The sequence below is a fragment of the Citrobacter sp. 50677481 genome (assembly GCF_001463265.1).
Taxonomy (GTDB): domain Bacteria; phylum Pseudomonadota; class Gammaproteobacteria; order Enterobacterales; family Enterobacteriaceae; genus Citrobacter_A; species Citrobacter_A sedlakii.
This window is the reverse complement of record NZ_LNHZ01000027.1, coordinates 217,543-240,634: the sequence shown is the minus strand read 5'-3', so window position 1 is coordinate 240,634 and position 23,092 is coordinate 217,543. Positions and strand designations below refer to the sequence as shown.

The window sequence follows — 23,092 nt, the reverse complement described above, 5'->3', positions numbered from 1 at the left end:
CGCTGAAAATCACGGGACCTTCGCTAATAAATATGCGCTCACTACATTCATCCTGTTACGCATCCGTTATAATCGGTTGCAACGAACAGCCTGTGGATGCGCAATATGGAATACCAATTAACTCTCAACTGGCCCGACTTTCTTGAACGCCACTGGCAAAAACGCCCGGTGGTATTGAAACGCGGCTTTAATAACTTCATCGATCCGCTCTCTCCTGACGAACTGGCGGGGCTGGCGATGGAAAGCGAAGTCGACAGCCGTCTGGTAAGCCATCAGGATGGCAAATGGCAGGTCAGCCACGGTCCGTTTGAAAGCTACGATCATCTCGGCGAGAACAACTGGTCGCTGCTGGTTCAGGCCGTTAACCACTGGCACGAGCCCACCGCCGCGCTCATGCGCCCTTTCCGCGCCCTGCCGGACTGGCGTATTGACGACCTGATGATCTCGTTCTCGGTACCCGGCGGCGGCGTGGGTCCGCATCTGGATCAGTACGATGTCTTTATCATTCAGGGGACTGGCCGCCGTCGCTGGCGCGTCGGTGAAAAGTTGCAAATGAAGCAGCATTGCCCGCATCCGGACCTTTTACAGGTCGATCCGTTTGAGGCGATCATTGATGAAGAACTGGAGCCGGGCGATATCCTGTACATCCCGCCGGGATTCCCGCACGAAGGCTATGCGCTGGAAAACGCAATGAACTATTCCGTCGGCTTCCGCGCACCGAATACCCGCGAACTGATCAGCGGGTTTGCCGACTATGTGCTGCAACGCGAACTGGGCAGCACGTATTACAGCGACCCGGACGTTCCCCCACGTGAGCACCCGGCTGACGTGCTACCGCAGGAAATGGACAAACTGCGCACGATGATGCTCGATCTGATTAACCAACCGGAACACTTCAAGCAATGGTTTGGGGAATTTATCTCCCAGTCTCGCCACGAGCTGGATATCGCCCCGCCGGAGCCGCCGTATCAGCCCGACGAAATCTACGATGCCCTGAAGCAGGGCGACGTGCTGGTACGCCTGGGTGGTCTGCGCGTTCTGCGCGTGGACGGTGAGGTATACGCCAACGGCGAGAAGATAGACTCTCCGCATCGTCCGGCGCTGGAAGCGCTTGCCAGCCACATCGTGCTCACCGCCGAAAACTTTGGCGATGCGCTGGACGATCCGTCCTTCCTGGCGATGCTGGCCGCGCTGGTCAACAGCGGCTACTGGTTCTTCGAAGGGTAAGTCGGTGCTTCGCTTATCCGGCCTGCAAGATCACCTCCCGTAGGCCGGACAATACGGCGCCATCCGGTCTCAACAAGACGACGGCTGCTTCGCCGTCAGCTCAGCGATACGCACAATCACCTGTACCGCTTTTTCCATGCCTTCCAGCGTCACAAACTCATGTTTGCCATGATAGTTGTAGCCGCCGGTGAACAAGTTCGGGCACGGCAGTCCCATAAACGACAGCTGCGCGCCGTCGGTGCCGCCGCGGATCGGCTTCATATCCGGTTCAATATCGCAGTCGCGCATGGCCTGCTGGGCGATGTCGAGGATATGCGGGTACTCAGCCACTTTCTCTCGCATATTGTAATAACTGTCCTCGATCACCAGTTCGATATAGCAGTCCGGGTGTAGCCCTTTGCCCACCTTTTTGGCGATCTCCATCATCTTGCGCTTCCGCGCTTCAAACTGTTTGCGGTCGAAGTCGCGAATGATGTAGTGCATATCGGCGCGATCGACGGTGCCTTTCATGCTCGCCAGGTGATAAAAGCCTTCGTAGCCGTCGGTGGTTTCCGGGCTTTCATCTGCGGGCACCTCGTTATGAATACGCGCCGCCAGCGACAGGGCGTTCACCATCACCCCTTTCGCGGTGCCGGGATGAACGTTATTGCCGACAATCTTGATGTTCACGGACGCCGCGTTGAAGTTCTCAAACTCCAGTTCGCCGACGCCGCCACCGTCAACGGTGTAAGCCCACTTCGCGTTAAACGCCGCGACATCAAAGTGCTTCGCCCCCTTGCCCACTTCTTCATCCGGGGTAAAGGCCACCCGAATATCGCCATGGGGGATGTTTTTCTCTTTCAGTACCGCCAGCGCGGTCATGATTTCCGCCACGCCCGCTTTGTCGTCCGCGCCAAGCAGCGTTTTACCGTCTGTGGTGATCAGCGTTTGTCCCAGCAACTGATGCAGCACCGGGAACATGACCGGCGACAGCACCTCATCGCCAATGCCGAGCGCAATATCACCGCCGCGATAATTTTCAACAATTTGCGGATTCACGTTTTTGCCGCTGAAATCTGGTGAGGTATCCACATGTGAAATGAAACCGATAGCAGGGATATCGCCGGGGATATTCGCCGGCAGCGTCGCCATCAGCGTCCCTTTGTCGCTTAACGTCACATTGACCAGCCCCATCTCTTCGAGCTGTTGTTTGAGCAAATGTAATAGCTTCCACTGTCCCTCTGTACTGGGAACCTGTCTCACACCCGCTTTCGACTGGGTATCCAACGAAACGTAGTGTAGAAAACGCTCAAGTAGTTTATCCATGCAGTCATCCTCACTATTTGTGACAACATTATCAGGAAGCCACAAAAGACAAATATTGCGTCAGGTCACTTTTATCCCCGCAAACGAGAATATTTCTCTTCAGACCCCTACTGACTATAACAAGGATTGGCGATTACAGTGGTTTGCCGTAGAATGACCGCCCTCTTTAAGAGTCACCAAGGTGGTCAACCACAAACCCCGTATCGGTCAGCCATCCGATACGTCTACATGGGACAGAGAAAAAAATTGAATAAACAACCGCGTTCGCTTTCACCGCTGGTTCTTTTATCAGGTATCAGCAAAAGCTTCGATGGCAAAGAGGTCATTTCCCAGTTGGATCTGACTATCAATAATGGCGAGTTCCTCACGCTGCTGGGTCCTTCAGGCTGCGGTAAAACAACCGTGCTTCGCCTGATAGCCGGTCTGGAAACCGTGGATTCCGGTCAGATTATGCTGGATAACCAGGACATCACCCACGTTCCGGCAGAAAACCGCTACGTAAACACCGTTTTCCAGAGCTATGCGTTATTCCCCCACATGACCGTTTTTGAAAATGTGGCCTTTGGGTTACGTATGCAAAAAACCCCGGCGGCGGAAATTGCCCCGCGCGTAACTGAAGCGCTGCGGATGGTGCAACTGGAAGAGTTCGCACAGCGCAAACCGCATCAGCTTTCCGGCGGTCAGCAGCAGCGCGTGGCCATCGCCCGGGCAGTCGTCAATAAACCGCGTCTTTTGCTGTTGGATGAGTCCCTCTCGGCGCTGGACTATAAACTGCGAAAGCAGATGCAGAACGAACTGAAAGCCTTGCAGCGTAAGCTCGGCATCACGTTCGTCTTCGTCACCCACGACCAGGAAGAAGCGCTCACCATGTCCGACCGCATTGTGGTCATGCGCGACGGACGCATTGAGCAGGACGGCACGCCGCGTGAAATTTACGAAGAGCCGAAAAACCTGTTCGTTGCCGGATTCATTGGCGAAATTAATATGTTCAATGCGACGGTCATTGAACGGTTAGACGAACAGCGGGTACGCGCGAACGTTGAAGGCCGCGAGTGCAATATCTACGTGAATTTTGCCGTTGAGCCAGGGCAACAACTGCACGTTCTCCTGCGCCCGGAAGATTTGCGCGTGGAAGAAATTAACGACGATTCGCCTGGCGAAGGGCTTATCGGCTACGTGCGCGAGCGCAACTACAAGGGGATGACCCTTGAGTCGGTTGTCGAACTGGAAAATGGTAAGATGGTGATGGTCAGTGAATTCTTCAATGAAGACGATCCCGACTTTGACCACTCGCTCGACCAGAAAATGGCCGTTAACTGGGTAGAAAGCTGGGAGGTCGTACTGGCTGATGAAGAACACAAGTAAATTCCAGAATGTGGTGATTATCACTATCGTCGGTTGGCTTGTGTTGTTTGTCTTTCTGCCCAACCTGATGATCATTGGCACCAGCTTTTTGACCCGTGACGATGCAAATTTCGTCAAAATGGTCTTTACGTTGGACAACTACACGCGTCTGCTCGATCCGCTCTATTTCGACGTGCTGCTGCACTCGCTGAATATGGCGCTGATTGCCACCCTCGCCTGTCTGGCGCTGGGTTATCCGTTTGCCTGGTTTCTGGCGAAACTGCCGCAAAAAGTGCGTCCGCTGCTGCTGTTTTTGCTGATTGTCCCCTTCTGGACTAACTCGCTGATCCGCATTTACGGGCTGAAAATTTTCCTTAGCACCAAAGGCTACCTTAACGAGTTTCTGCTGTGGCTGGGAGTCATCGACACGCCTATTCGCATTATGTTTACGCCGGGGGCGGTGATTATCGGTCTGGTCTATATCCTGCTGCCATTTATGGTTATGCCGCTTTATTCCAGCATCGAAAAGCTCGATAAACCGCTGCTGGAAGCGGCGAAAGATCTCGGCGCCAGCAAGCTGCAAACTTTTATCCGCATTATCATTCCGCTGACCATGCCAGGCATTATCGCGGGCTGTCTGCTGGTGATGCTGCCGGCGATGGGGCTGTTTTACGTCTCCGATCTGATGGGCGGTGCGAAAAACCTGCTGATCGGTAACGTGATTAAGGTACAGTTCCTGAACATCCGCGACTGGCCGTTCGGCGCAGCGACCAGCATTACGCTGACCATCGTGATGGGCCTGATGCTGCTGGTTTACTGGCGCGCGTCGCGACTGCTGAATAAGAAGGTGGAACTCGAATGATCGGTCGACTGCTCCGCGGCGGTTTTATGACCGCTATCTACGCGTACCTGTATATTCCCATCATTATTTTGATTGTGAATTCCTTTAACAGCTCGCGATTCGGCATTAACTGGCAGGGATTTACCACAAAATGGTATGGCCTGTTGATGAATAATGACAGCCTGCTGCAGGCCGCTCAGCACTCGCTGACGATGGCGATCTTTTCGGCTACTTTCGCCACGCTCATCGGTTCGCTGACCGCGGTAGCGCTGTATCGTTACCGTTTTCGCGGGAAACCGTTCGTCAGCGGTATGCTGTTTGTGGTGATGATGTCGCCGGATATCGTGATGGCGATTTCGCTGCTGGTCCTGTTTATGCTGCTTGGCATCCAGCTCGGCTTCTGGTCGCTGCTGTTCTCGCATATTACGTTCTGTCTGCCTTTCGTGGTGGTGACGGTCTACTCGCGTCTGAAAGGGTTTGACGTGCGAATGCTGGAAGCGGCAAAAGATCTGGGCGCCAGCGAACTGACTATTCTGCGTAAAATCATCCTGCCGCTGGCAATGCCGGCGGTGGCGGCAGGCTGGCTACTGAGCTTTACGCTGTCGATGGACGATGTGGTGGTCTCGTCGTTCGTCACCGGACCGGGTTATGAAATTCTGCCATTGAAAATATACTCCATGGTGAAAGTCGGCGTCTCACCGGAGGTGAATGCGCTGGCGACAATCCTGTTGGTGCTGTCGCTGGTGATGGTGATTGCCAGCCAGCTGATCGCTCGCGATAAAACGAAGAGCCTGTCTCGTCAGGCGTAAGTGTTGTTCAATCCGCCTGGAGAGTCAGGCGTTAATCTCAGGGGACGTTAAATGAAAAAATGGTCACGCCACCTGCTCGCGGCAGGCGCTCTCGCTATCGGTATGAGCGCCGCGCACGCGGACGACAGTAAAACGCTCTATTTCTACAACTGGACCGAGTATGTTCCGCCAGGGCTGTTGGAACAGTTCACCAAAGAGACCGGCATTAAGGTTATCTATTCGACCTATGAGTCGAATGAAACCATGTACGCCAAGCTCAAAACCTATAAAGAAGGCGCGTACGATCTGGTGGTTCCGTCCACCTATTACGTGGATAAAATGCGCAAAGAAGGCATGATCCAGAAGATCGACAAGTCGACGTTGACCAACTTCAGCAACCTTGACCCTGACATGCTGAACAAGCCATTTGACCCAAACAACGACTACTCCATTCCGTATATCTGGGGGGCGACGGCTATTGGCGTCAACAGCGACAGCATTGACCCGAAAACCGTCATCAGCTGGGCCGATTTGTGGAAACCGGAATACAAAGGCAGCCTTCTGTTGACCGACGATGCGCGAGAAGTGTTCCAGATGGCGCTGCGCAAGCTGGGTTATTCCGGCAACACCACCGATCCGAAAGAGATTGAAGCGGCGTACAACGAGCTGAAAAAACTGATGCCAAACGTGGCGGCTTTTAATTCCGACAACCCGGCAAATCCGTACATGGAGGGTGAAGTCAACCTCGGGATGGTATGGAACGGATCTGCGTTCGTGGCGCGCCAGGCGGGTACGCCGCTGGAAGTCGTCTGGCCGAAAGAAGGCGGTATCTTCTGGATGGACAGCCTCGCCATTCCGGCAAACGCGAAAAATAAAGAAGGCGCGCTTAAGCTGATCAATTTCCTGCTGCGCCCGGATGTGGCGAAAGAAGTGGCGGAAACCATCGGTTACCCGACGCCAAACCTGGCGGCGCGTAAGCTACTCAGCCCGGAAGTCGCCAATGACAAATCGCTCTACCCGGATGCGGAAACCGTCAGCAAAGGGGAATGGCAGAACGACGTAGGCGCGGCCAGCGCAATCTACGAAGAGTATTATCAGAAGTTGAAAGCAGGACGCTGATCCTGCCCTGCGCCGGGCGGCGGCCTCCCCTGCCCGGCCAGATCATCATCCTCCTTCTTCCCCGCCCCGGTGCGGATATTTTTCCTCCTTCGCCACCAGAAACTGCATCAGTTCACAGTCCGACCTGAGCCTGAATTTATGCATGAGCGCATGGCGATGGGCCAGTACGGTTTTCTGACCAATGTTCATCTGCGCGCCGATCTGCCGGGACGTCAGGCCGGAGAGCAACAGGCGTATCAGATGCTGCTGCTTATCGGAAACGCGCTTATGGGAACAGCTGACGCAGGAGCGTTTAACGTCCTCATCTTTATCTTGCCGGGTTAACGGCCAGTGATGTGCTATCGTATTGCGCAGATGGTCAACCGTGGCGTTATGGGCCATCAACACAATTTGGTGCAGGCAATCCGGCAGTTCGCCGCGTGCGGGAACGTGACGCTGTTCGACAATGCCAATCATCAACCCGGCCTTACAATGTAATAATTCCGGATGGCACAGATAGGCCTCTCCCGGACGCAGAACAGCAACGAGAATATCCGCCGCCCTGATTTTATCTGGATGATAATCAGCAAAAATGACCGTCTGCTGTTCGTCTTCCTGCTGGAATATTTCCGCCAGCAGCGCGGTCAGCCCAAATTTATAAAAGCTATCATCACAGCGGATAATGATATTCATAAAGCGCCTGTCAAGGTTTTACTGATAGGTCATTGAAACGGTTACGACAGCATTAACGGTGCCCGGCATGACATGTCCCTGCTGGCTCACGATGCGGGCGCGCAGTTGCCATGTATAACGCTGACTTTCCACCTGACCGCTAAGTGATTTTCCATCCCCAAGCGGCTGTCCATCGCGGCTCTGAAGCTGTACCGCCACCGGCGTCGCCGTTCCGACGTTTTGATATCGGTCCTGCGGTTGGTTTTGATCCGGACTGCCATTAAACATGACGGTAACCTGAGTAGTGCCAGCGGGACAGTTTTCCACACTCAAATCGAACGCCACCCATGGCGTGGTTGAGCCCGGGGTGTACATGGACGACGCGGTAACCGATTGATCGGCGGTAAGGTCGACCGTTTTCGTTACGCTGTCGCTGCTGATCTGACACGGCGCCGCTTTTACGTTGCCGGTGACGTACAGCGCCACCGGATCGCCAATGCTCCACGCCGGCGCAGAAAATAACATCGCTATTGCCAGTCCTTGTTTACCGGGCATTTTCATCACCTGCTATTGATACGTTACATCCAGCGTTGCCGTGGCATTCGCACTGCCCGGCTTAACAACAGCCCGGGTCTGGTAATAACGCGCCGTCAGGGGAAACGCTTCCTGCCCACCCGCCGATTGTTTCAGCAGGATGCGGTTGTTCAGCTGCAGCGGAATCGTGTTGTAAACCAGTTGCACCCCAACACCTTCCGCCGTGCCGGGCATCCCCTGCCCGTTGAGCGCCAGAACGCCGGAATCGCCGCTGACATCCGGGTTTGGCGTTCCGCTCAGTTCAATGTTGATATTGGTTGAAGGATCGCAATTCAATCCCAGGGTTTGCGTATCGCCGCGCGAGGGGATAAATCCTGGTCGGTCTGAAAATGCGCTGGCATTAATATCGCCGAGATTAAAATTAATCACCTGGCTGGAAAGCGAACAGGCTAATACCGTGACCTGACTTGCGGCGTCCAGCGAAATTTGCACAAAGTGATTATCTGGCGCGCCATACCAGCCCTGCGCAATTAATCCAGGGGTTAAGGGGCCAGAGGTGATGTTTCCGGTTTTATAAAAAATGACGTCATAATTACCGAGGTAATAGAGCGTCTTAATATTCGCGCCATAAGATGGCAGCATGAAATTACCGGCGTCGAACGACGTGCGGATCCCGACGCCGTCGAGGTTAGTGTTATACACTCCGCTCATGGACGCGGGCGTGGCGGATAAGTAATTAAACGTATAGCCGCCATTGCAACTCGCGACGCCAGTGGATGAAAACGACGCCAGTTCAACAAATCCGGAGACCCGGACGCGGGCAATTTCCGCGCCTGCGCCTGTATCACGCTGCACCAGAATATTGCCTGCCGACACGGTTCGAATCAGCGGCGCCGTTATTTCGCACACGTCGGCGGAACACAGACCGGAAAAGGCCAGGATTAACGCGCCGAATAAAAAATGAAATTGCCGCACGGTATTGTTCTCATTGCCATAAGTGAAGTATTCAGCGACAAAGGCTGTTGGCGACGTTGACGCCGGAATACTGTTCTGTCGCATCCAGCGAATAAGCGGCGCGACAGCGCTGTCGCGGGCCGTCTCCCCAGACGACATCCAGCGTACCCAGCCGTTCCATTCCGCTGAGATAAACCTGTCCGTCATCGCCCACAATAAACCCCGGCCCCTTTGCGCCGCTAACGCTGGCAACGGAACCAAACGGCACCGGTAGCCCGTTATCACGGCGTAAATTCAGCAACAGGCGCTGCCCGACGCTGGCGATAAACTCCGCGCGCACGACGGCGCCACGCGTCGGCACAACGTTTTTATTGGTCAACGCCAGTTCCACGTTGTCGGGAACGGTTAGCGTATCCAGTCCGATATCGTTTTTACGATACGGCGATACGTTACTGGCCAGGGTATAGCCGCGAAAATCGGTTTTGACGCCGCTCTGATTTTTCACCCCGACACCGCCTGCGCCCGGCGCTTTAATTAACACGTTAGTTTCTCCCAGCGGCTGGGACAGCGTAACGCCGTCAGCGTGCGCCAACACGCCGCCGGCCAGGGCATAGTTCACCCGCTGGCTCGCGCGGTCGTAGCTGTAGCCGCCGCTCAGTTCCCCATAGGTTCCCTTATAGTCGGCGTTCAGACTGCCGGTATAACCCACGTCATCCGAACCGTATCCCTGCTGGATATTCCAGCTCAGGGCATTTCCTGCCAGCGCCATACCGCTGACTCCGATGCTTTGGGTCGTGCCGCCGCTGCGGCTGTGATTCAGGCCAGAATGAGCCCAGGTATTTGCCATAAACGCCGTCAGCGGCATGCTGACGTTAAGGGCTATCTGGCGATCGCTCTCCGCATGACCGTGATTGCCTGACTGACTGTTTTGACTCTGCGTCCAGCTAATTCCGTAGCTGAGTTGCTTCCAGGTGTTGTTATAGCTGACACTCAGCGACTGCATGGGTTTACCTGAATGCCAGTAATCTTCCCGCACCGCAGTGAGCGACAGCGAACCTGCGCCTGCGCCAAGACTCTGGCTGACGTTAGCCTCCATGCGATTACGCCGCTTCTGCGACAGCACGTTACCGCCACCGTAGGTATCAAACACGTCCTGCATGGCGTAATAATCGCGTGTTGAGTAGCGATAACCGGCAATCGCGAAATTCGTTCCGGTCGCCACGCTGTTTTTGCTGTAGCGAATGCGCCAGGACTGTCCCTGCGCCTTCCCGGCCTCATGTGGTCGGGCCCATGACTGAATCACATCGCCAGAAACCGCCCCTACGACACCGAGGTTTTTGCCCACCCCTATCGCCATCGCGCGGTAGCGTTCAGCGATCTGTATTCCCCCGTAAACGGTAAACGCGTGGGGTAAACCATACATCGCCGTCCCCTGGGAAAATGGAGCGCGCTCCACCCGGCTGTCGTAAGTACGGTAGCGTCCCGCGGTAAGCGAAAATTTGAAGCGTCCTTCACGCTGGAGCACCGGTAATGAGGCAAACGGCACGGTGAAATGCTGCTCGCTGCCGTCGGCTTCTTTCAGGGTCACCTCAAGATCGCCGGCCCCGCCAGTCGGGTACATATCGCTGATCTCAAACGCGCCGGGCGCGACGTAACTTTGATAAATCTGATAGCCGTTTTGCCGGATAATAATTTGCGCATGCGTACGGGCGATCCCCCGGACCACCGGCGCATAACCTTTCAGCGAATCCGGCAGCATGTCGTCATCTGACGCAAGCTGACCGCCGCGAAACGGAATGCTGTCAAAAACATCGGCTGGCGAGGCGCTGTCGCCCAGAACCACCTGCGCTTTCAAGGGAATAATGTTGCGCTGCAGATAGGTGTAAACCGTATCCCAGCGATCGTTGCCCTCGCTGTCGCGATTCCAGGTGGTGTAGTTACGCAGACGCCAGGGGCCGATATTCATGCCCGGTCGCAGATTGGCGTACTGACTGTTGCGGGTTAAGCCGGTATTTTTTTCCCGGCTATTGTCCCCGCTCAGGCTGTAATTCAGCATTGCCGCGGTTATCCCTTCGTCCCACAGTTCCGGCGCGACATAGCCCCGGGCGTGGGCGGAAAGCGCAGCCTGTGGCATACTTAGCATCAGTTTCTGGGAGGAAAATGACAGTTCACTGGATGCCTGAGGGATCGCTGACAGCTCCGCACAGTCGCCTTTCGCCATTAACCCCGGATAGACGTCAGTTCTCACCCCGTAGCGCTGTAAAATAACGTCGCTCAGGCAGGGTTGAAGGTTTCCGTCATCATCCCTGACAAAGTCGACCTCCCGGGTCTCCCGGAGCTCTCCGTTAAGGAGAATATCGACCCGATAGGTTCCTTCTGCCTGCTGACCCGTTTCAAAACCAGAAAGGTCAATTTCCCCGGATGCGCTTTGGGTTCGTTCAAGTAACGCCGGGTTGAAATAATCTCTTCCCTTCGCCTCATTCAGCACAGCTGAAATCATTAATGAGATAAACATCGCCAGTCGGATCGGGGGAAGGTGATTTCTGTAATTTGCTATCATCATTGACTTTATTCCCCGACAGCCATCCCTGGCTATATTGCAGCGCGATGCGCGTCGCCTGTCCCGCCATAATCGTTAATGATTTTAAAGGTGACGGCGCCGCCACTGACGCCGGACGGCAGCGCGAAACGGGCGGTACTTTCCGGCGCAACGAATGTCACATCGTTCACTTTTTTACCTGCCACGGTAATTTCATTAAAATTAATAAAGTATGCGGAAGGATTTTTTACCTGAATAAACTTTCCGTCCAGCCGCCAGATTAATTTCTCTGCCTGCGCTTCCGGCGTCGACTGACGCAGTTGACCGGGACGATAAATGAGCTTTATTCGTGTCTTTACGGCGATTTGCAACGTATTGTCCTTTCGCGCTGCCGACGGGATTGACTTAATGTTCAACCAGAACAACGATTCTTTATTTTCCGGCAAATTTCCGCTGCGGATAATTCGCATTACGTTTTGCTGACCGTTATCCAGACGATAAAGCGGCGGCGTAATAATAAACGGGGCTTTTGTTCGAGCCGCATCCGGTAATTCAATCCACGATTGAATTAAATACGGGATGGTATCGGGATTACTGACGCTCAAAGAGGCCTCTTTTTTTTCACCATCATAAATAACGCGCGTACCGCCAACGGAAACGCCAGCGTGAGTCATCGAAATACCCATCGCGAAAAACACGGGGAACAGGACGCAACAACGTAATGCATTCATACTAAACCTCTGAAAGGGCCAAATACTGGCCCTTAAACGGCGCAGGTAAATCAGTTATAGTTAACGGTAAAATTGGCGACAGCGTTAGCCGGCCCCGCCATCACAGTGGCGCTGGTGGCGACATAAGCCGCGTAAAAATCCAGATGATTATCCGCGGTACTGGATAATGGATACGAATAGCCGTTCACCTCGTTCAGCCCAAGGTTGCTTTTATCCGCTGTTTTCAGTCGAATTGCCACGCCACTCGCCGCACCCGGATCCGGGTTTATCGCCAGTAAACTGTTGTCAAACGCATCAACTAAGCCATCAAACTTGACCTTTGCCGACGTCACGCTGATCGGACAATTGATCAATCTTAAGGTGAATTTCGTTGTCGATGCCTCATCGCCAACGCTGACAAAAGCCGTTTTGGAAACGCTGCCCATATCCACCATCAGGATATTATTGGAACCAATATCCACGGTACATGCGGTATCGAGAATTTGTCCCATAAAATTAACCGTGCCGTCATAGGCGATGGCATTTGAAATAGTCAAAAGACCTGCGACGGATAACGCCATCACTACGCTATTTTTTTTCATCATTGCTATCCTTAACTTTTGTTTATTTATAATCCGGTTAATTTACCGGTGCGAAAACCGCCTCTTTAGCGAGAACATTTCCGCTATGTCTTTGAAAAATGCCAGGCCATAAGTCAAAACCACGTTATCGGGTTACACGTCATTCCGCTTTCTGCAAGCAGCAACCAAATACGTTGTCATATTGCTTAATGATGATTTTCATATAGCTGCATATATTCGCTCAAGTGATTTTTTGGTGTAATTTTACACTTTATTCCAGATTCACTTATTAATTTGCACTCCCCATAATTACTAAATCAAGCAGTAAGTTACGTTATTCCAATTATGATAATGCCATGGGAGAGCAATGATGCCTGCACGCAAAATAGCTACTGAATCAATTGCATATAAAGACCTGCCGATAAAACCGGTAAAACACATTGAGCGGATAATAGATAAACTTCTGCCGCACGCTAACATATACGAAACAAAACCAAGACAAATAATTAACTATAAGAACAATAACTCCCATCAATGCTTACTCCTGCTGAAAGGAACCATTTCAATATTCAGAACGCGGGATAGCTTTATGTTTAATTCCGAAGTCGCGCCGTTTGTCTTTGGCTTAAGTAATCAACTCTGTGATGCCAGTTATCTTTTTATGCGCAGTGAGGAGTGCTCGCGGGTGGCGGTATTACCCCTGACAAAAGTCAATGAGGTCATTACGAAAGAGAATCTGTGGGAAAGCCTGGCGTCGCTGTTGGTTTACACCGCAGGACGGGTTTACGATCATTGTACGCGTATTACCGCGCCCAGTTCCTACGATATTATTCGCTCACAACTTTATGAGTTAATGAAGGAATCTGTTGAGTTCCGCCGCAACATTACCGCGGCGAACTACATTCAGAGCCGAACCTTTTTGTCACGCAGCAGCATTATGAAAATTCTTGCCGACCTTAAAAAAGGTGGCTATATCATCACGGAACGTGGCGTACTTCTCCAGATACAGCAAAATATTCCCCTGAAATATTAGCCGTAGACTATGCTCGTCAAAGTAAGAACCTGATACCGCAGGTTCTCAAAGCGTTAATCATGACCGGACCGCCATCATGTCGCAGCAATCATCGTTTAATCTTCTCAAGCAGCCTTCCGTTTATGCCCCGGAACTGCTAAAGCAGTTGACGCAGGAGCAGGAATTTCGCTGCTATCCTAAAGGCAGTCGGTTTGTTTTTATTCGCGCGGGCGAGCACTGCTGTCAGTTTATCCGTAGCGGTGTGGTCAGCATTGAAAACCAGGAAAATCACCTGGCGCTCGGCATTGCATCCGCCCCTGTCTCGCTGGGTTTTACCAGCGCCTTATCCGAAAAGCTGCTGCTGCGTGCGCTGGAGCCGTGTGAGGTCGCCACCGTGCCCCTTGATACCGTCATGGCGCGCATTGAGGAGAAACAGCTCTGGGAAATCATGGCGAAGCATATGATCGTCGTGATGAATAAGCTGTTTATACAAAATGAGATGGCGACCGCGCCAACCGCCTATGATCTTCTTTGTAAGCAGTTGCTGGCGCTGAATCAGGAGCCGGACAGTATCCGGGAAAGCGTGGCCGCTTATCAGTTTATTCTCGACAGAACGCATATCTCACGCAGCAGCGTCATGAAAATTCTCTCGGCGCTGAAAAAAGGGGGCTATATCGAACTGAGCCAGGGCAAGCTGATCGCGATTAACCATCTGCCATCACGCTTCTAATCGTTATCACGCAGCGATTTATACTGGCCGACGTCAATGCCATAGACCTTCATTTTTCGCCAAAGCGTCGTCCGGCCAATTTTTAACAGCGCGGACATCTCCTGTACCCGTCCGCCGGTGAGTCTGGCGGCGTGAATAATCGCCTCTTTCCCGGCATCCGCGAACGATAAGCTGGCAGACCGCCGCTCTTCCGCCAGAGGCGCATTTCGCCGTTCATTGAAGACATAGTCCGGCAGGTGGCTGAGGTGAATGCGCCCTTTTTCACTGCGCAGCGCCGTATTCTCAATGACGCTGTTCAGTTCAAAATCATTTCCCGGCCAGTCGCAGGCGACCAGTTGCGCCAGCACGTCATCGTCCATCCTGAGCCGCGTGGAAAAGCGTTTCTCAAGACGGCGTAACCGGTGATCGACCAGCGAAGGAATGCTGCTGCGACGCATCCGCAGCGGCGGAATAGTGATCTCAAAAGCATGTAGCGCATAGTAAAGCTGACGGCTGAAGCGGTTTTGTTCCACCAGCAGCGCCAGATCCGCCGTGGTGGCGGCGATAACCTTCACATCGACCGGCACTACGCGCCTGGCATCGAGACGGGTAATCACGCCCTGTTTGATGACCTGCAGCAGCGCCGACTGCAGTGCCGGGGCGAGGTATTCGATTTTTTCCAGATACAGCGTTCCACCGTTCGCCAGTTCCAGCCGACTCAGGCGTCCTTCGCCCTCCTCACCCGCCGTCGTTGACGCAAAATCCAGTGCCCGTTCGGCATACAGTTGACAGTTTACTGCTATGTACGGCCCTTCCGCCCGCTCGCTGTCATTGTGGATCGCCTGGCTCAGCAACTCCTTACCCACGCCTTCCTCACCGCGCAATAGCACCGGAAAAGCGCCGCGCGCCGCCTGGCGACCAAAGTGGACGAGCCGCTGGGTTTGCGGATCGTTCTGCGCCATTTGCGCAAAGGTATAATTCACTTTGCCCAACTGACTGGTCATGAGCTGGCGCATTTTTTCCACCGGGTGCAACAATAAAATAAAGCCTGCGCCCTGTGCGTCCTGGATCGGTTTCAGGGTGATCACCGCATCCACAAACTGATGCTGGCTTTCGAACGTTGCCTCGACATGATGAAGTGGACGATGTTGCCGGACGGCCCGCACCAGCACTGCGGGCAACGTGAATAACTCCGTCAGGTTTTTCCCCTGGGCTGCCGCTACGTCAAGATGCAGCAACCGCGCCGCCCTTGCGTTGATAAACTGCACGTGGCCCTGGGCATTCCAGGTCATCACGCCATCGTCCATGCTTTCTAACAGACCATTCAGATGGTTAAGGTGACGGTTGGATTCCGCCAGCAGACTGTCGGTGAGCAGAGAATTAGCCACCTCGCGGGCTATCGCCAGCGTGAGCGGCAGATCGGATGAGGTATCGTCGCCCGCCCGGCAAACCAGCGCGATCGAACCGGTAAGACGTCCGTGATTATCAAAAACCGGCGTCGCGCAGACGCACCACGGGCGCAACGCGTGCCGGTAATGATGGGAACCCCGGGTTTTTACCGGCTGCCCAAGCAGAGCGGCCAGAGACAGCGCACAGGTGCCAATAATGCTTTCCGCACAGTAGGTCCCCTCAACAAACCCAAGCGCCGCAAGCTGCTCAAGCGTCCCGGCATCGCCGCAGCAGCTCAACACGCAGGCGCTTTCATCAAGAATAAACAGCCCGCACCGACGCGGCATCATGTACTCCCACGCATCTTCCAGCGCCGCCTGTCCCAGCGTCAGCAGCGCCGCTTTACGCCGGCAAATGGTGTCAAAGGTCAGCCCCTGCGCCCGGTGCGGCCTCGACCAGAAATCAGGGCGCATAATACTGGCACAGCGCAACCATGAAGCGCGCAGAAACGCAGGAATCTCGTCATCAGGTGAAGCCATTGCCGGTTATCTCCAGTCAGGGTGCGCTCGCTCGCATTTTTGCTTGTTTTCCGTCAAATACGTTCCAGAATGAAACATTTCTGCTCAGTTTGGTTCCATTATGAAACATAACACCGATGAATTTTCTTTTTCGCGCGCTGGGGCACAATTGCGCTATCGGCAGCGCGCGGTCGCCGTGATGTTGAACACGTCCTGTCCCTGGAGATAACCCGGAGCAAAAAATGAAAAAGCTAATTAACCGTGTGGAAGACGTACTGAGTGAACAACTGGCGGGTCTGGCGAAAGCCTACCCTACGCTGACCCTGCATCAGGATCCGGTGTATGTCACCCGCGCGGATGCCCCCGTTCAGGGCAAAGTGGCGCTGCTGTCCGGCGGCGGAAGCGGGCATGAGCCGATGCACTGTGGCTATATTGGGCGGGGAATGCTCTCCGGCGCCTGCCCCGGCGAAATATTCACCTCGCCGACGCCGGATAAAATGTTTGAGTGCGCCATGCAGATTGACGGCGGCGAAGGCGTGCTGCTGATTATTAAAAACTACACTGGCGATATCCTCAACTTTGAAACCGCCACCGAACTGCTCCACGACAGCGGCGTGAAGGTCACCACCGTTGTGGTTGACGACGACGTGGCGGTCAAAGACAGCCTGTATACCGCCGGACGTCGCGGCGTCGCCAATACGGTCCTGATAGAAAAGCTGGTCGGCGCGGCGGCAGAGCGCGGCGACTCGCTGGAAGCCTGCGCTGCGCTGGGTCGCAGACTGAATAATCACGGTCATTCGATTGGCGTCGCTCTTGAGGCCTGCACGGTTCCCGCCGCCGGTAAACCATCTTTCACCCTGAACGACAACGAAATGGAGTTCGGCGTGGGTATTCACGGTGAGCCAGGTATCGACCGTCGCGCCTTTTCCTCGCTGGATGAGACCGTGGATCAGATGTTCGATACGCTGCTGGAAAACGGTGCCTATAGCCGTACGCTGCGCCACTGGGATCCACAGCAGGGCGTCTGGCTGGAAGACAAACAAAACAAGCAGCCTTTACAGCGCGGCGACCGGGTAATTGCGCTGGTCAATAATCTCGGCGCGACGCCGCTTTCGGAACTCTACGGCGTCTACAATCGCCTGGAAACGCGCTGCCAGGAGGCAGGAATGATTATCGAGCGCAATCTGATCGGCGCCTACTGCACGTCGCTCGATATGTCCGGCTTTTCCATCACCCTGTTGAAAGTGGACGACGACACCCTCGCATTATGGGACGCCCCGGTTCACACCCCGGCCCTGAACTGGGGAAACTAAGGAGAACGTTATGTCACTGACCAGAACGCAAATCGTCAACTGGCTCTATCGCTGCGGCGACATTTTCAACCAGCAAAGCGATTATCTCACCGGGCTGGATCGCGAAATAGGCGACGCCGACCACGGTCTGAATATGCATCGCGGTTTTAGCAAGGTGGTAGAAAAATTACCCGCTATTGCCGACAAAGATATCGGTTTTATTTTGAAAAATACCGGCATGACGCTGCTTTCCAGCGTCGGCGGCGCCAGCGGCCCGCTGTTTGGTACCTTTTTAATCCGCGCCGCCCAGGTGACACAAGCCCACCAGAGTCTGTCGCTGGAAGAACTTTATCAGATGATGCGCGAAGGCGCAGATGGCGTCATCAGCCGGGGCAAAGCGGAACCGGGGGATAAAACAATGTGCGACGTTTGGCTGCCGGTGGTCGAGTCGTTGCGTCTGGCCTGCGAACAAAATCTGTCCATACCCGCCGCCCTGGACGCCGCCGCCGCGCAGGCGGAAGCCGCCGCGCAAAGTACGATTACGATGCAGGCACGCAAAGGGCGCGCCAGCTATCTGGGCGAGCGCAGCATTGGGCATCAGGATCCTGGCGCAACCTCGGTCATGTTTATTACCCAGATGCTGAGCGCAGCGGCAAAAGAGTAAGGACGGTGTGATGGTAAACCTGGTGATTGTTTCTCATAGCGCCCGGCTGGGTGAAGGGGTCGGCGAGTTAGCGCGGCAAATGTTAATGGGCGAAGATTGTAAGATCGCCATTGCCGCCGGGATCGACGATCCGCAAAACCCTATCGGCACCGACCCGATAAAAGTGATGGCGGCTATCGAGTCTGTTGCCGATGCCGACAACGTGCTGGTGATGATGGATATCGGCAGCGCATTGCTGAGCGCGGAAACAGCGCTGGAACTGCTCGAACCGGCTGTTGCCGCGAAAGTTCGCCTGTGCGCCGCGCCGCTGGTGGAGGGCACGCTGGCGGCCACGGTGAGTGCTGCGGCAGGCGCGGATATCGATAAAGTCGTTGCTGATGCGATGAATGCGCTGGAGGCGAAACGTGAGCAGTTAGGTTTACCTTCCCCAGCCGCCCAGACGCAGGCCGCGCCCTCGCTCGCGCTTGCGGACGGCGAAGCGAAGTCGGTTTCGGTGGTGGTAAAGAATCACAACGGGCTGCATGTGCGTCCGGCGTCGCGGCTGGTTTCGACGCTGTCCGGCTTTAACGCCGCCCTTCTGCTGGAAAAGAACGGCAAATGCGTGACCCCGGACAGCCTGAATCAGATTGCGCTGTTGCAGATACGTTGTAATGACACTATTCGCCTGTTAGCCCGTGGCGAGCAGGCGGATGACGCGCTGGCGGCGTTCAGCCAACTGGCGGCCGCGAATTTTGGCGAGTCGGCAGCAGCGACGGCAATGCAGACTGCGACGGCGGCGGTAACGGGAAAAGCATACCGCTATGCGCCGACGCTGCCCCCCGTCGTTAAAAAGAGCGAATTGAGCGTCACGGCAGAACAGTCACGCCTGCGCAACGCGTTGGATCTCACCCTGCTGGATTTGATGTCACTGGTAACCCGCGTCGAGGCGAGCTGGCCGGGCGATCTGGCGGCGATCTTCTCCAGCCACCATATGCTGCTCGACGACCCGGAGCTGTTTACCCGCGCTTGTGAATTACTGCGAAGCGAGCACTGTACCGCAGAGTACGCATGGCAGCAGGTATTAACGGAGATGAGCGCGCAGTATCGCCAGCTTGATGACGCTTATCTGCGGGCGCGCGATATCGACATTGACGATCTGTTGCAGCGTAGTCTGCGTCATCTGCAACAATGCCCGCTTACGTTGCCTGAGTTTACTGCTCCGGCGATTCTGGTGGCGGACGATCTCTGCCCTTCCACCGTGGTGGCGCTTGACCCTGCGGTGGTGAAAGGCATTTGTCTGCGTGGCGGAAGCCCGCTTGCGCACGGCGCGCTTATCGCCCGTGAAATGGGCATCGCCTGGGTTTGTCAGCAGGGCCATGCGCTGGATGCAGTACAAACCGGCGAGGCGCTGACGCTCGACGTCGCGGGGCAGCGCGTCTTACGACAGAAATGACCCTGCCGGTATCCGGTCCGCAGTGTTCAGTGGGCCGGATACACGCTTACCCTACCGTTAGCCCGCAAACTGACCTTTTTGCAGGTCCTGAACCACAGCATGCATTTTGTCGGCAGTGAGCTGGTAAAACTTAATCGACACCGCGGTGAGTAAATAAAACAGCGCGGGCAACAGCGTAAACAGCATTATCACGCCATCCACGGCGCCGTCCGGCTGGGTGTCGCTGTTGGTGGCGTAACCGTAAAACGCCAGTACCCAACCGATAATCGCACCACCAACCGCAACGCCAAGTTTGATGACAAAAATGTTCGCCGCGACGTTCATTCCGGTGATTCGCCGACGGGTTTTCCATTCACCGTAGTTATTAGCATCAGTGATCATCGACCATTGAATCGCGCCATTGCCGCCCTGAATAATCTGGATCGCCAGATGCGCCAGCAGCGGGACAATCCACCATGCTACCGGCAGGAAATAACAGGCTACGCCGAGCGCGGCGTTGAGAATATTGATCCAGAAAGAGAGCTTAATTTTGCAAAAGCGGGTGCCAAACGGTTTCGCCAGCACCGAACCGAGCATTGATGCAAACATCCCGCCAAGCATAAACCAGGTGATCACATCCGCACCTTTGTTCAGCACCGTGTTAACGTAATACACCACTGCGCCGCCGCGGATCACTACCGCCACCAGCATCATAAAGTTATAGACCGACAAAATACGCCACTGCTCGTTTTGAAAAAGGATTTTCACATCGCGGGCGATGTTCATATTCTCCTCTTTAATCGGCTGAACGCGTTCTTTGGTAGTCAGGAAGCAGATCAAAAACATAACGCAGCCAATCGCGCCAAACAGCGCCATCGCCAGTTGAATACCGCTCGCTCTGTCGCCAGGCGAGAGGTAATCCGCCACCGGCAGAATAAAGGCGGTGCCTAACGCGCCGCCAATCGGCGTAATGGCGAACCGCCAGGATTGCAGCGATAAATTCTCATTGGGATCGGCGGTTAATGCCGCGCCTAACGAGCAGTAAGGAATATTAATGGCGGTATACATTAATGTCATAAATATATAAGCCGCGACGGCATAGGCTATTTTACCGCTGTCGCTAAAATCTGGCGTGGAATAGACCAGTACGCAGCTCACGGCAAAAGGGATACAGATTGCCAGCAGCCACGGACGAAAGCGGCCCCAGCGCGTCGCGGTCGCATCGGCAATTGCGCCCATCACCGGATCGGTAATGGCGTCCAGCAGACGGACCAGCAAAAACATGGTCCCCATTACGGCGGGCGGTAGGCCATAAATATCGGTATAAAAATAGGCCAGAATGGCAACGGAAGAGTCAAAGACAATATGGCTTGCGGCGTCGCCCAGGCTATAACCTATTTTTTCTTTTATGGGTAATTGTTCCACTTCAGACATAATTTATCCTTAATAAAATAATAAAAGCAGCACACAACATCCCGGTGCGTGCATTTCTTCACAGATGCTTTTTTCGGTCTATTATGTTTTTTGATTCATTTCTTATGTTTTTTATCTTCTGTGATCGCTCTTCATAACCTGCGTGCGCTTCGGCTGTTGTTATTATTTTGGTGAATATATTTCCCGCCATTACGTCATACCCGGATAACAAAAATGTCTGTAGCTTCGCAAAATGCGGCTTCAACGACGCGCAGCAGGCGATCCTGAACTACGATTTTCTCATGATAAATGCCGTAATCCGGTACGCACTAAGGAGATTATTCAATGCTTACCCCTGCTGTTCGCCATACAGGCGCGCTATCCTGGGCCATTAAACTGGCGCTGACCGGCACCCTTCTCACCTTTGCCTCATTGTCGGCCAATGCAGAAGAACCGATGACCAACCCGCCGCAGCCGCCCGACATTTTGCTCGGTCCCCTGTTTAATGATGTGCAAAACGCAAAATTGTTTCCCGATCAGAAAACCTTTGCTGACGCCGTACCGAATAACGATCCGCTGACCATCCTTGCGGACTATCGGATGCAGAAAAACCAGTCCAGCTTTGACCTGCGCCACTTCGTCAACGTCAACTTCACCTTACCGAAAGAAGGGGAAAAATATGTCCCGCCAGCGGGGCAGTCGCTGCGCGAACATATTGACGGACTGTGGCCGGTACTGACCCGTTCAACCGAAAGCGCGGGTAAATGGGACTCCCTGCTGCCGCTGCCTGAACCTTATGTGGTGCCCGGCGGGCGCTTTCGCGAGATCTACTACTGGGACAGCTATTTCACCATGCTGGGGCTGGCCGAAAGCGGTCACTGGGACAAAATTGCCGATATGGTGGCGAACTTCGCCTGGGAAATTGACGCCTTCGGGCATATCCCGAACGGTAACCGCACCTATTATCTGAGCCGCTCGCAACCGCCCTTCTTTTCTTTGATGGTCGAATTACTGGCGCAGCATGAAGGCGATGACACGCTGAAAAAATATTTGCCGCAGTTACAAAAAGAGTACAGCTACTGGATGGAAGGCGTCGACACGTTACAGCCAGGCCAACAGCATAAGCGGGTGGTGAAACTGGATGACGGTGCCGTACTCAATCGCTACTGGGACGACCGGGATACGCCGCGCCCCGAATCCTGGGTGGAGGATATCGCCACCGCGAAAAGCAACCCCAATCGTCCGGCCACGGAAATCTACCGCGATCTGCGTTCGGCTGCGGCCTCTGGCTGGGATTTCAGCTCGCGCTGGATGGATGATCCGCAGCAGCTCGGTACGATTCGGACCACCAGCATTGTGCCCGTGGATCTCAACTCCCTGCTTTACAAGATGGAAAAAATCCTCGCCCGCGCGAGCAAAGCAGCAGGCGACGACGCACAGGCCAGTCATTATGATCGGTTAGCGAACGAACGTCAGAAAGCCATCGAACATTACCTGTGGAACGACAAAGAGGGCTGGTACGCCGACTACGATCTTAAGAGCAAACAGGTACGTAATCCGCTTACCGCCGCCGCGCTGTTCCCGCTGTACGTCAATGCCGCCGCGAAAGATCGCGCCCACAAAATGGCCGTCGCTACCCAGGCGCACCTGCTCCAGCCTGGCGGCCTTGCCACTACGTCGGTGAAAAGCGGTCAGCAATGGGATGCGCCAAACGGCTGGGCGCCGCTCCAGTGGGTCGCCACCGAAGGATTGCAGAACTACGGGCAGGAAAAAGTGGCGATGGAGGTGACCTGGCGTTTCCTGACTAATGTTCAGCACACCTACGATCGGGAACAGAAGTTGGTAGAGAAGTATGACGTCAGCAGCACTGGCACCGGCGGTGGCGGCGGTGAATATCCGCTGCAGGATGGGTTTGGCTGGACGAACGGCGTCACGCTGAAAATGCTCGACCTGATCTGTCCGCAGGAAAAACCCTGCGACAGCGTCCCCTCCACCCGGCCTGCCGTTCAGCCGACAAGCGCTGAAAACGCGCAAACACAAGCCACGCCGTAATCATGGCGCGAACCGGCCTGGGGCGCCAGGCCGGTTCGC

General features: G+C 54.6%; 20 protein-coding genes. 11 read left to right on the top strand and 9 right to left on the bottom strand.

Features of this window, described 5'->3' with window-relative positions; translation table 11 throughout:
• The first annotated feature begins 105 nt into the window (after positions 1–105).
• Entirely contained in the window at positions 106–1,227 is a 1,122-nt protein-coding gene (gene roxA / locus APU02_RS06860; RefSeq protein ID WP_042287642.1) for a [50S ribosomal protein L16]-arginine 3-hydroxylase, read from the top strand.
• Between the two features lie 69 nt (positions 1,228–1,296).
• Here the strand turns inward: roxA and pepT are convergent, their stop codons facing one another.
• Positions 1,297–2,532 carry a peptidase T gene (gene pepT, locus APU02_RS06855; protein ID WP_042287643.1) on the bottom strand — a complete coding sequence of 412 codons (1,236 nt, stop codon included), beginning with the start codon at positions 2,530–2,532 and terminating at the stop codon, positions 1,297–1,299.
• A gap of 228 nt (positions 2,533–2,760) precedes the next feature.
• Here pepT and potA point away from each other — a divergent pair, with 228 nt between their 5' ends.
• Genes potA through potD form a run of 4 tightly spaced genes read left to right on the top strand, consistent with a single transcriptional unit; the run spans position 2,761 to position 6,624 of the window.
• Positions 2,761–3,897 (top strand): spermidine/putrescine ABC transporter ATP-binding protein PotA, encoded by a 1,137-nt coding sequence (gene potA, locus APU02_RS06850; protein WP_060569622.1) that lies wholly within the window; start codon positions 2,761–2,763, stop codon positions 3,895–3,897.
• The gene (potB, locus tag APU02_RS06845) at positions 3,881–4,738 is read left to right on the top strand and encodes a spermidine/putrescine ABC transporter permease PotB (RefSeq protein WP_060569621.1); all 858 of its coding nucleotides are present in this window, start codon (positions 3,881–3,883) and stop codon (positions 4,736–4,738) included. Before potA ends, potB begins: the two co-directional genes overlap by 17 nt.
• The gene (gene potC, locus APU02_RS06840) at positions 4,735–5,526 is read left to right on the top strand and encodes a spermidine/putrescine ABC transporter permease PotC (protein ID WP_042287646.1); all 792 of its coding nucleotides are present in this window, start codon (positions 4,735–4,737) and stop codon (positions 5,524–5,526) included. Before potB ends, potC begins: the two co-directional genes overlap by 4 nt.
• Positions 5,527–5,577: 51 nt before the next feature.
• Complete coding sequence (potD, locus tag APU02_RS06835) at positions 5,578–6,624, top strand: spermidine/putrescine ABC transporter substrate-binding protein PotD (protein ID WP_042287648.1); 1,047 nt, start codon at positions 5,578–5,580, stop codon at positions 6,622–6,624.
• Positions 6,625–6,669: 45 nt separating this feature from the next.
• Here the strand turns inward: potD and APU02_RS06830 are convergent, their stop codons facing one another.
• Genes APU02_RS06830 through APU02_RS06805 form a run of 6 tightly spaced genes read right to left on the bottom strand, consistent with a single transcriptional unit; the run spans position 6,670 to position 12,617 of the window.
• Positions 6,670–7,296 (bottom strand): helix-turn-helix transcriptional regulator, encoded by a 627-nt coding sequence (locus tag APU02_RS06830; protein WP_060569620.1) that lies wholly within the window; start codon positions 7,294–7,296, stop codon positions 6,670–6,672.
• Between the two features lie 18 nt (positions 7,297–7,314).
• The gene (locus tag APU02_RS06825) at positions 7,315–7,830 is read right to left on the bottom strand and encodes a fimbrial protein (RefSeq protein WP_052406284.1); all 516 of its coding nucleotides are present in this window, start codon (positions 7,828–7,830) and stop codon (positions 7,315–7,317) included.
• Positions 7,831–7,842: 12 nt separating this feature from the next.
• On the bottom strand, positions 7,843–8,922 hold the full coding sequence (locus tag APU02_RS06820; protein ID WP_239692853.1) for a fimbrial protein: 1,080 nt from the start codon (positions 8,920–8,922) through the stop codon (positions 7,843–7,845).
• Positions 8,816–11,326, bottom strand: a complete 2,511-nt coding sequence (locus APU02_RS06815; RefSeq protein WP_157845133.1) for a fimbria/pilus outer membrane usher protein — start codon at positions 11,324–11,326, stop codon at positions 8,816–8,818. The genes APU02_RS06820 and APU02_RS06815 overlap by 107 nt, the downstream gene beginning before the upstream one ends.
• Positions 11,327–11,355: 29 nt before the next feature.
• On the bottom strand, positions 11,356–12,033 hold the full coding sequence (locus APU02_RS06810; protein ID WP_042287655.1) for a fimbria/pilus periplasmic chaperone: 678 nt from the start codon (positions 12,031–12,033) through the stop codon (positions 11,356–11,358).
• Positions 12,034–12,083: 50 nt separating this feature from the next.
• The gene (locus tag APU02_RS06805; RefSeq protein ID WP_239692852.1) at positions 12,084–12,617 is read right to left on the bottom strand and encodes a fimbrial protein; all 534 of its coding nucleotides are present in this window, start codon (positions 12,615–12,617) and stop codon (positions 12,084–12,086) included.
• A 346-nt stretch (positions 12,618–12,963) separates the two neighbouring features.
• On the opposite strand from APU02_RS06805, the gene APU02_RS06800 reads away from it, so the two are divergent.
• Together APU02_RS06800 and APU02_RS06795 are read left to right on the top strand one after the other, a co-directional pair.
• Positions 12,964–13,626: a winged helix-turn-helix transcriptional regulator gene (locus tag APU02_RS06800; protein WP_042287756.1), complete on the top strand. Its 663-nt coding sequence runs from the start codon at positions 12,964–12,966 to the stop codon at positions 13,624–13,626.
• Positions 13,627–13,702: 76 nt separating this feature from the next.
• On the top strand, positions 13,703–14,335 hold the full coding sequence (locus APU02_RS06795) for a winged helix-turn-helix transcriptional regulator (RefSeq protein WP_060569617.1): 633 nt from the start codon (positions 13,703–13,705) through the stop codon (positions 14,333–14,335).
• Here APU02_RS06795 and dhaR read toward each other — a convergent pair.
• Positions 14,332–16,242, bottom strand: a complete 1,911-nt coding sequence (gene dhaR, locus APU02_RS06790) for a dihydroxyacetone kinase operon transcriptional regulator DhaR (RefSeq protein ID WP_060569616.1) — start codon at positions 16,240–16,242, stop codon at positions 14,332–14,334. The two genes, APU02_RS06795 and dhaR, sit on opposite strands and share 4 nt — an antisense overlap.
• Before the next feature lie 221 nt (positions 16,243–16,463).
• Here dhaR and dhaK point away from each other — a divergent pair, with 221 nt between their 5' ends.
• Genes dhaK through dhaM form a run of 3 tightly spaced genes read left to right on the top strand, consistent with a single transcriptional unit; the run spans position 16,464 to position 19,609 of the window.
• Positions 16,464–17,534 (top strand): dihydroxyacetone kinase subunit DhaK, encoded by a 1,071-nt coding sequence (gene dhaK / locus APU02_RS06785; protein WP_060569615.1) that lies wholly within the window; start codon positions 16,464–16,466, stop codon positions 17,532–17,534.
• 10 nt (positions 17,535–17,544) lie between these two features.
• On the top strand, positions 17,545–18,177 hold the full coding sequence (gene dhaL / locus APU02_RS06780; RefSeq protein WP_060569614.1) for a dihydroxyacetone kinase subunit DhaL: 633 nt from the start codon (positions 17,545–17,547) through the stop codon (positions 18,175–18,177).
• Positions 18,178–18,187: 10 nt separating this feature from the next.
• The gene (dhaM, locus tag APU02_RS06775; protein ID WP_060569613.1) at positions 18,188–19,609 is read left to right on the top strand and encodes a dihydroxyacetone kinase phosphoryl donor subunit DhaM; all 1,422 of its coding nucleotides are present in this window, start codon (positions 18,188–18,190) and stop codon (positions 19,607–19,609) included.
• A 57-nt stretch (positions 19,610–19,666) separates the two neighbouring features.
• Here dhaM and APU02_RS06770 read toward each other — a convergent pair whose 3' ends face one another.
• Complete coding sequence (locus APU02_RS06770) at positions 19,667–21,022, bottom strand: glycoside-pentoside-hexuronide (GPH):cation symporter (protein WP_042287672.1); 1,356 nt, start codon at positions 21,020–21,022, stop codon at positions 19,667–19,669.
• 324 nt (positions 21,023–21,346) lie between these two features.
• Between APU02_RS06770 and APU02_RS06765 the strand changes: the two genes are divergently transcribed.
• Positions 21,347–23,053, top strand: coding sequence for an alpha,alpha-trehalase (locus APU02_RS06765; RefSeq protein ID WP_060569612.1), 1,707 nt, complete (start codon positions 21,347–21,349; stop codon positions 23,051–23,053).
• The last annotated feature ends 39 nt before the right edge of the window (positions 23,054–23,092 follow it).

Bases quoted from the DNA above. Each gene is read 5' to 3' on its own strand.
- roxA (WP_042287642.1), top strand. From the start codon at position 106: ATGGAATACCAATTAACTCTCAACTGGCCCGACTTTCTTGAACGCCAC.
- pepT (WP_042287643.1), bottom strand. From the start codon at position 2,532: ATGGATAAACTACTTGAGCGTTTTCTACACTACGTTTCGTTGGATACC.
- potA (WP_060569622.1), top strand. From the start codon at position 2,761: ATGGGACAGAGAAAAAAATTGAATAAACAACCGCGTTCGCTTTCACCG.
- potB (WP_060569621.1), top strand. From the start codon at position 3,881: ATGAAGAACACAAGTAAATTCCAGAATGTGGTGATTATCACTATCGTC.
- potC (WP_042287646.1), top strand. From the start codon at position 4,735: ATGATCGGTCGACTGCTCCGCGGCGGTTTTATGACCGCTATCTACGCG.
- potD (WP_042287648.1), top strand. From the start codon at position 5,578: ATGAAAAAATGGTCACGCCACCTGCTCGCGGCAGGCGCTCTCGCTATC.
- APU02_RS06830 (WP_060569620.1), bottom strand. From the start codon at position 7,296: ATGAATATCATTATCCGCTGTGATGATAGCTTTTATAAATTTGGGCTG.
- APU02_RS06825 (WP_052406284.1), bottom strand. From the start codon at position 7,830: ATGCCCGGTAAACAAGGACTGGCAATAGCGATGTTATTTTCTGCGCCG.
- APU02_RS06820 (WP_239692853.1), bottom strand. From the start codon at position 8,922: ATGTCGTCTGGGGAGACGGCCCGCGACAGCGCTGTCGCGCCGCTTATT.
- APU02_RS06815 (WP_157845133.1), bottom strand. From the start codon at position 11,326: ATGATGATAGCAAATTACAGAAATCACCTTCCCCCGATCCGACTGGCG.
- APU02_RS06810 (WP_042287655.1), bottom strand. From the start codon at position 12,033: ATGAATGCATTACGTTGTTGCGTCCTGTTCCCCGTGTTTTTCGCGATG.
- APU02_RS06805 (WP_239692852.1), bottom strand. From the start codon at position 12,617: ATGATGAAAAAAAATAGCGTAGTGATGGCGTTATCCGTCGCAGGTCTT.
- APU02_RS06800 (WP_042287756.1), top strand. From the start codon at position 12,964: ATGCCTGCACGCAAAATAGCTACTGAATCAATTGCATATAAAGACCTG.
- APU02_RS06795 (WP_060569617.1), top strand. From the start codon at position 13,703: ATGTCGCAGCAATCATCGTTTAATCTTCTCAAGCAGCCTTCCGTTTAT.
- dhaR (WP_060569616.1), bottom strand. From the start codon at position 16,242: ATGGCTTCACCTGATGACGAGATTCCTGCGTTTCTGCGCGCTTCATGG.
- dhaK (WP_060569615.1), top strand. From the start codon at position 16,464: ATGAAAAAGCTAATTAACCGTGTGGAAGACGTACTGAGTGAACAACTG.
- dhaL (WP_060569614.1), top strand. From the start codon at position 17,545: ATGTCACTGACCAGAACGCAAATCGTCAACTGGCTCTATCGCTGCGGC.
- dhaM (WP_060569613.1), top strand. From the start codon at position 18,188: ATGGTAAACCTGGTGATTGTTTCTCATAGCGCCCGGCTGGGTGAAGGG.
- APU02_RS06770 (WP_042287672.1), bottom strand. From the start codon at position 21,022: ATGTCTGAAGTGGAACAATTACCCATAAAAGAAAAAATAGGTTATAGC.
- APU02_RS06765 (WP_060569612.1), top strand. From the start codon at position 21,347: ATGCTTACCCCTGCTGTTCGCCATACAGGCGCGCTATCCTGGGCCATT.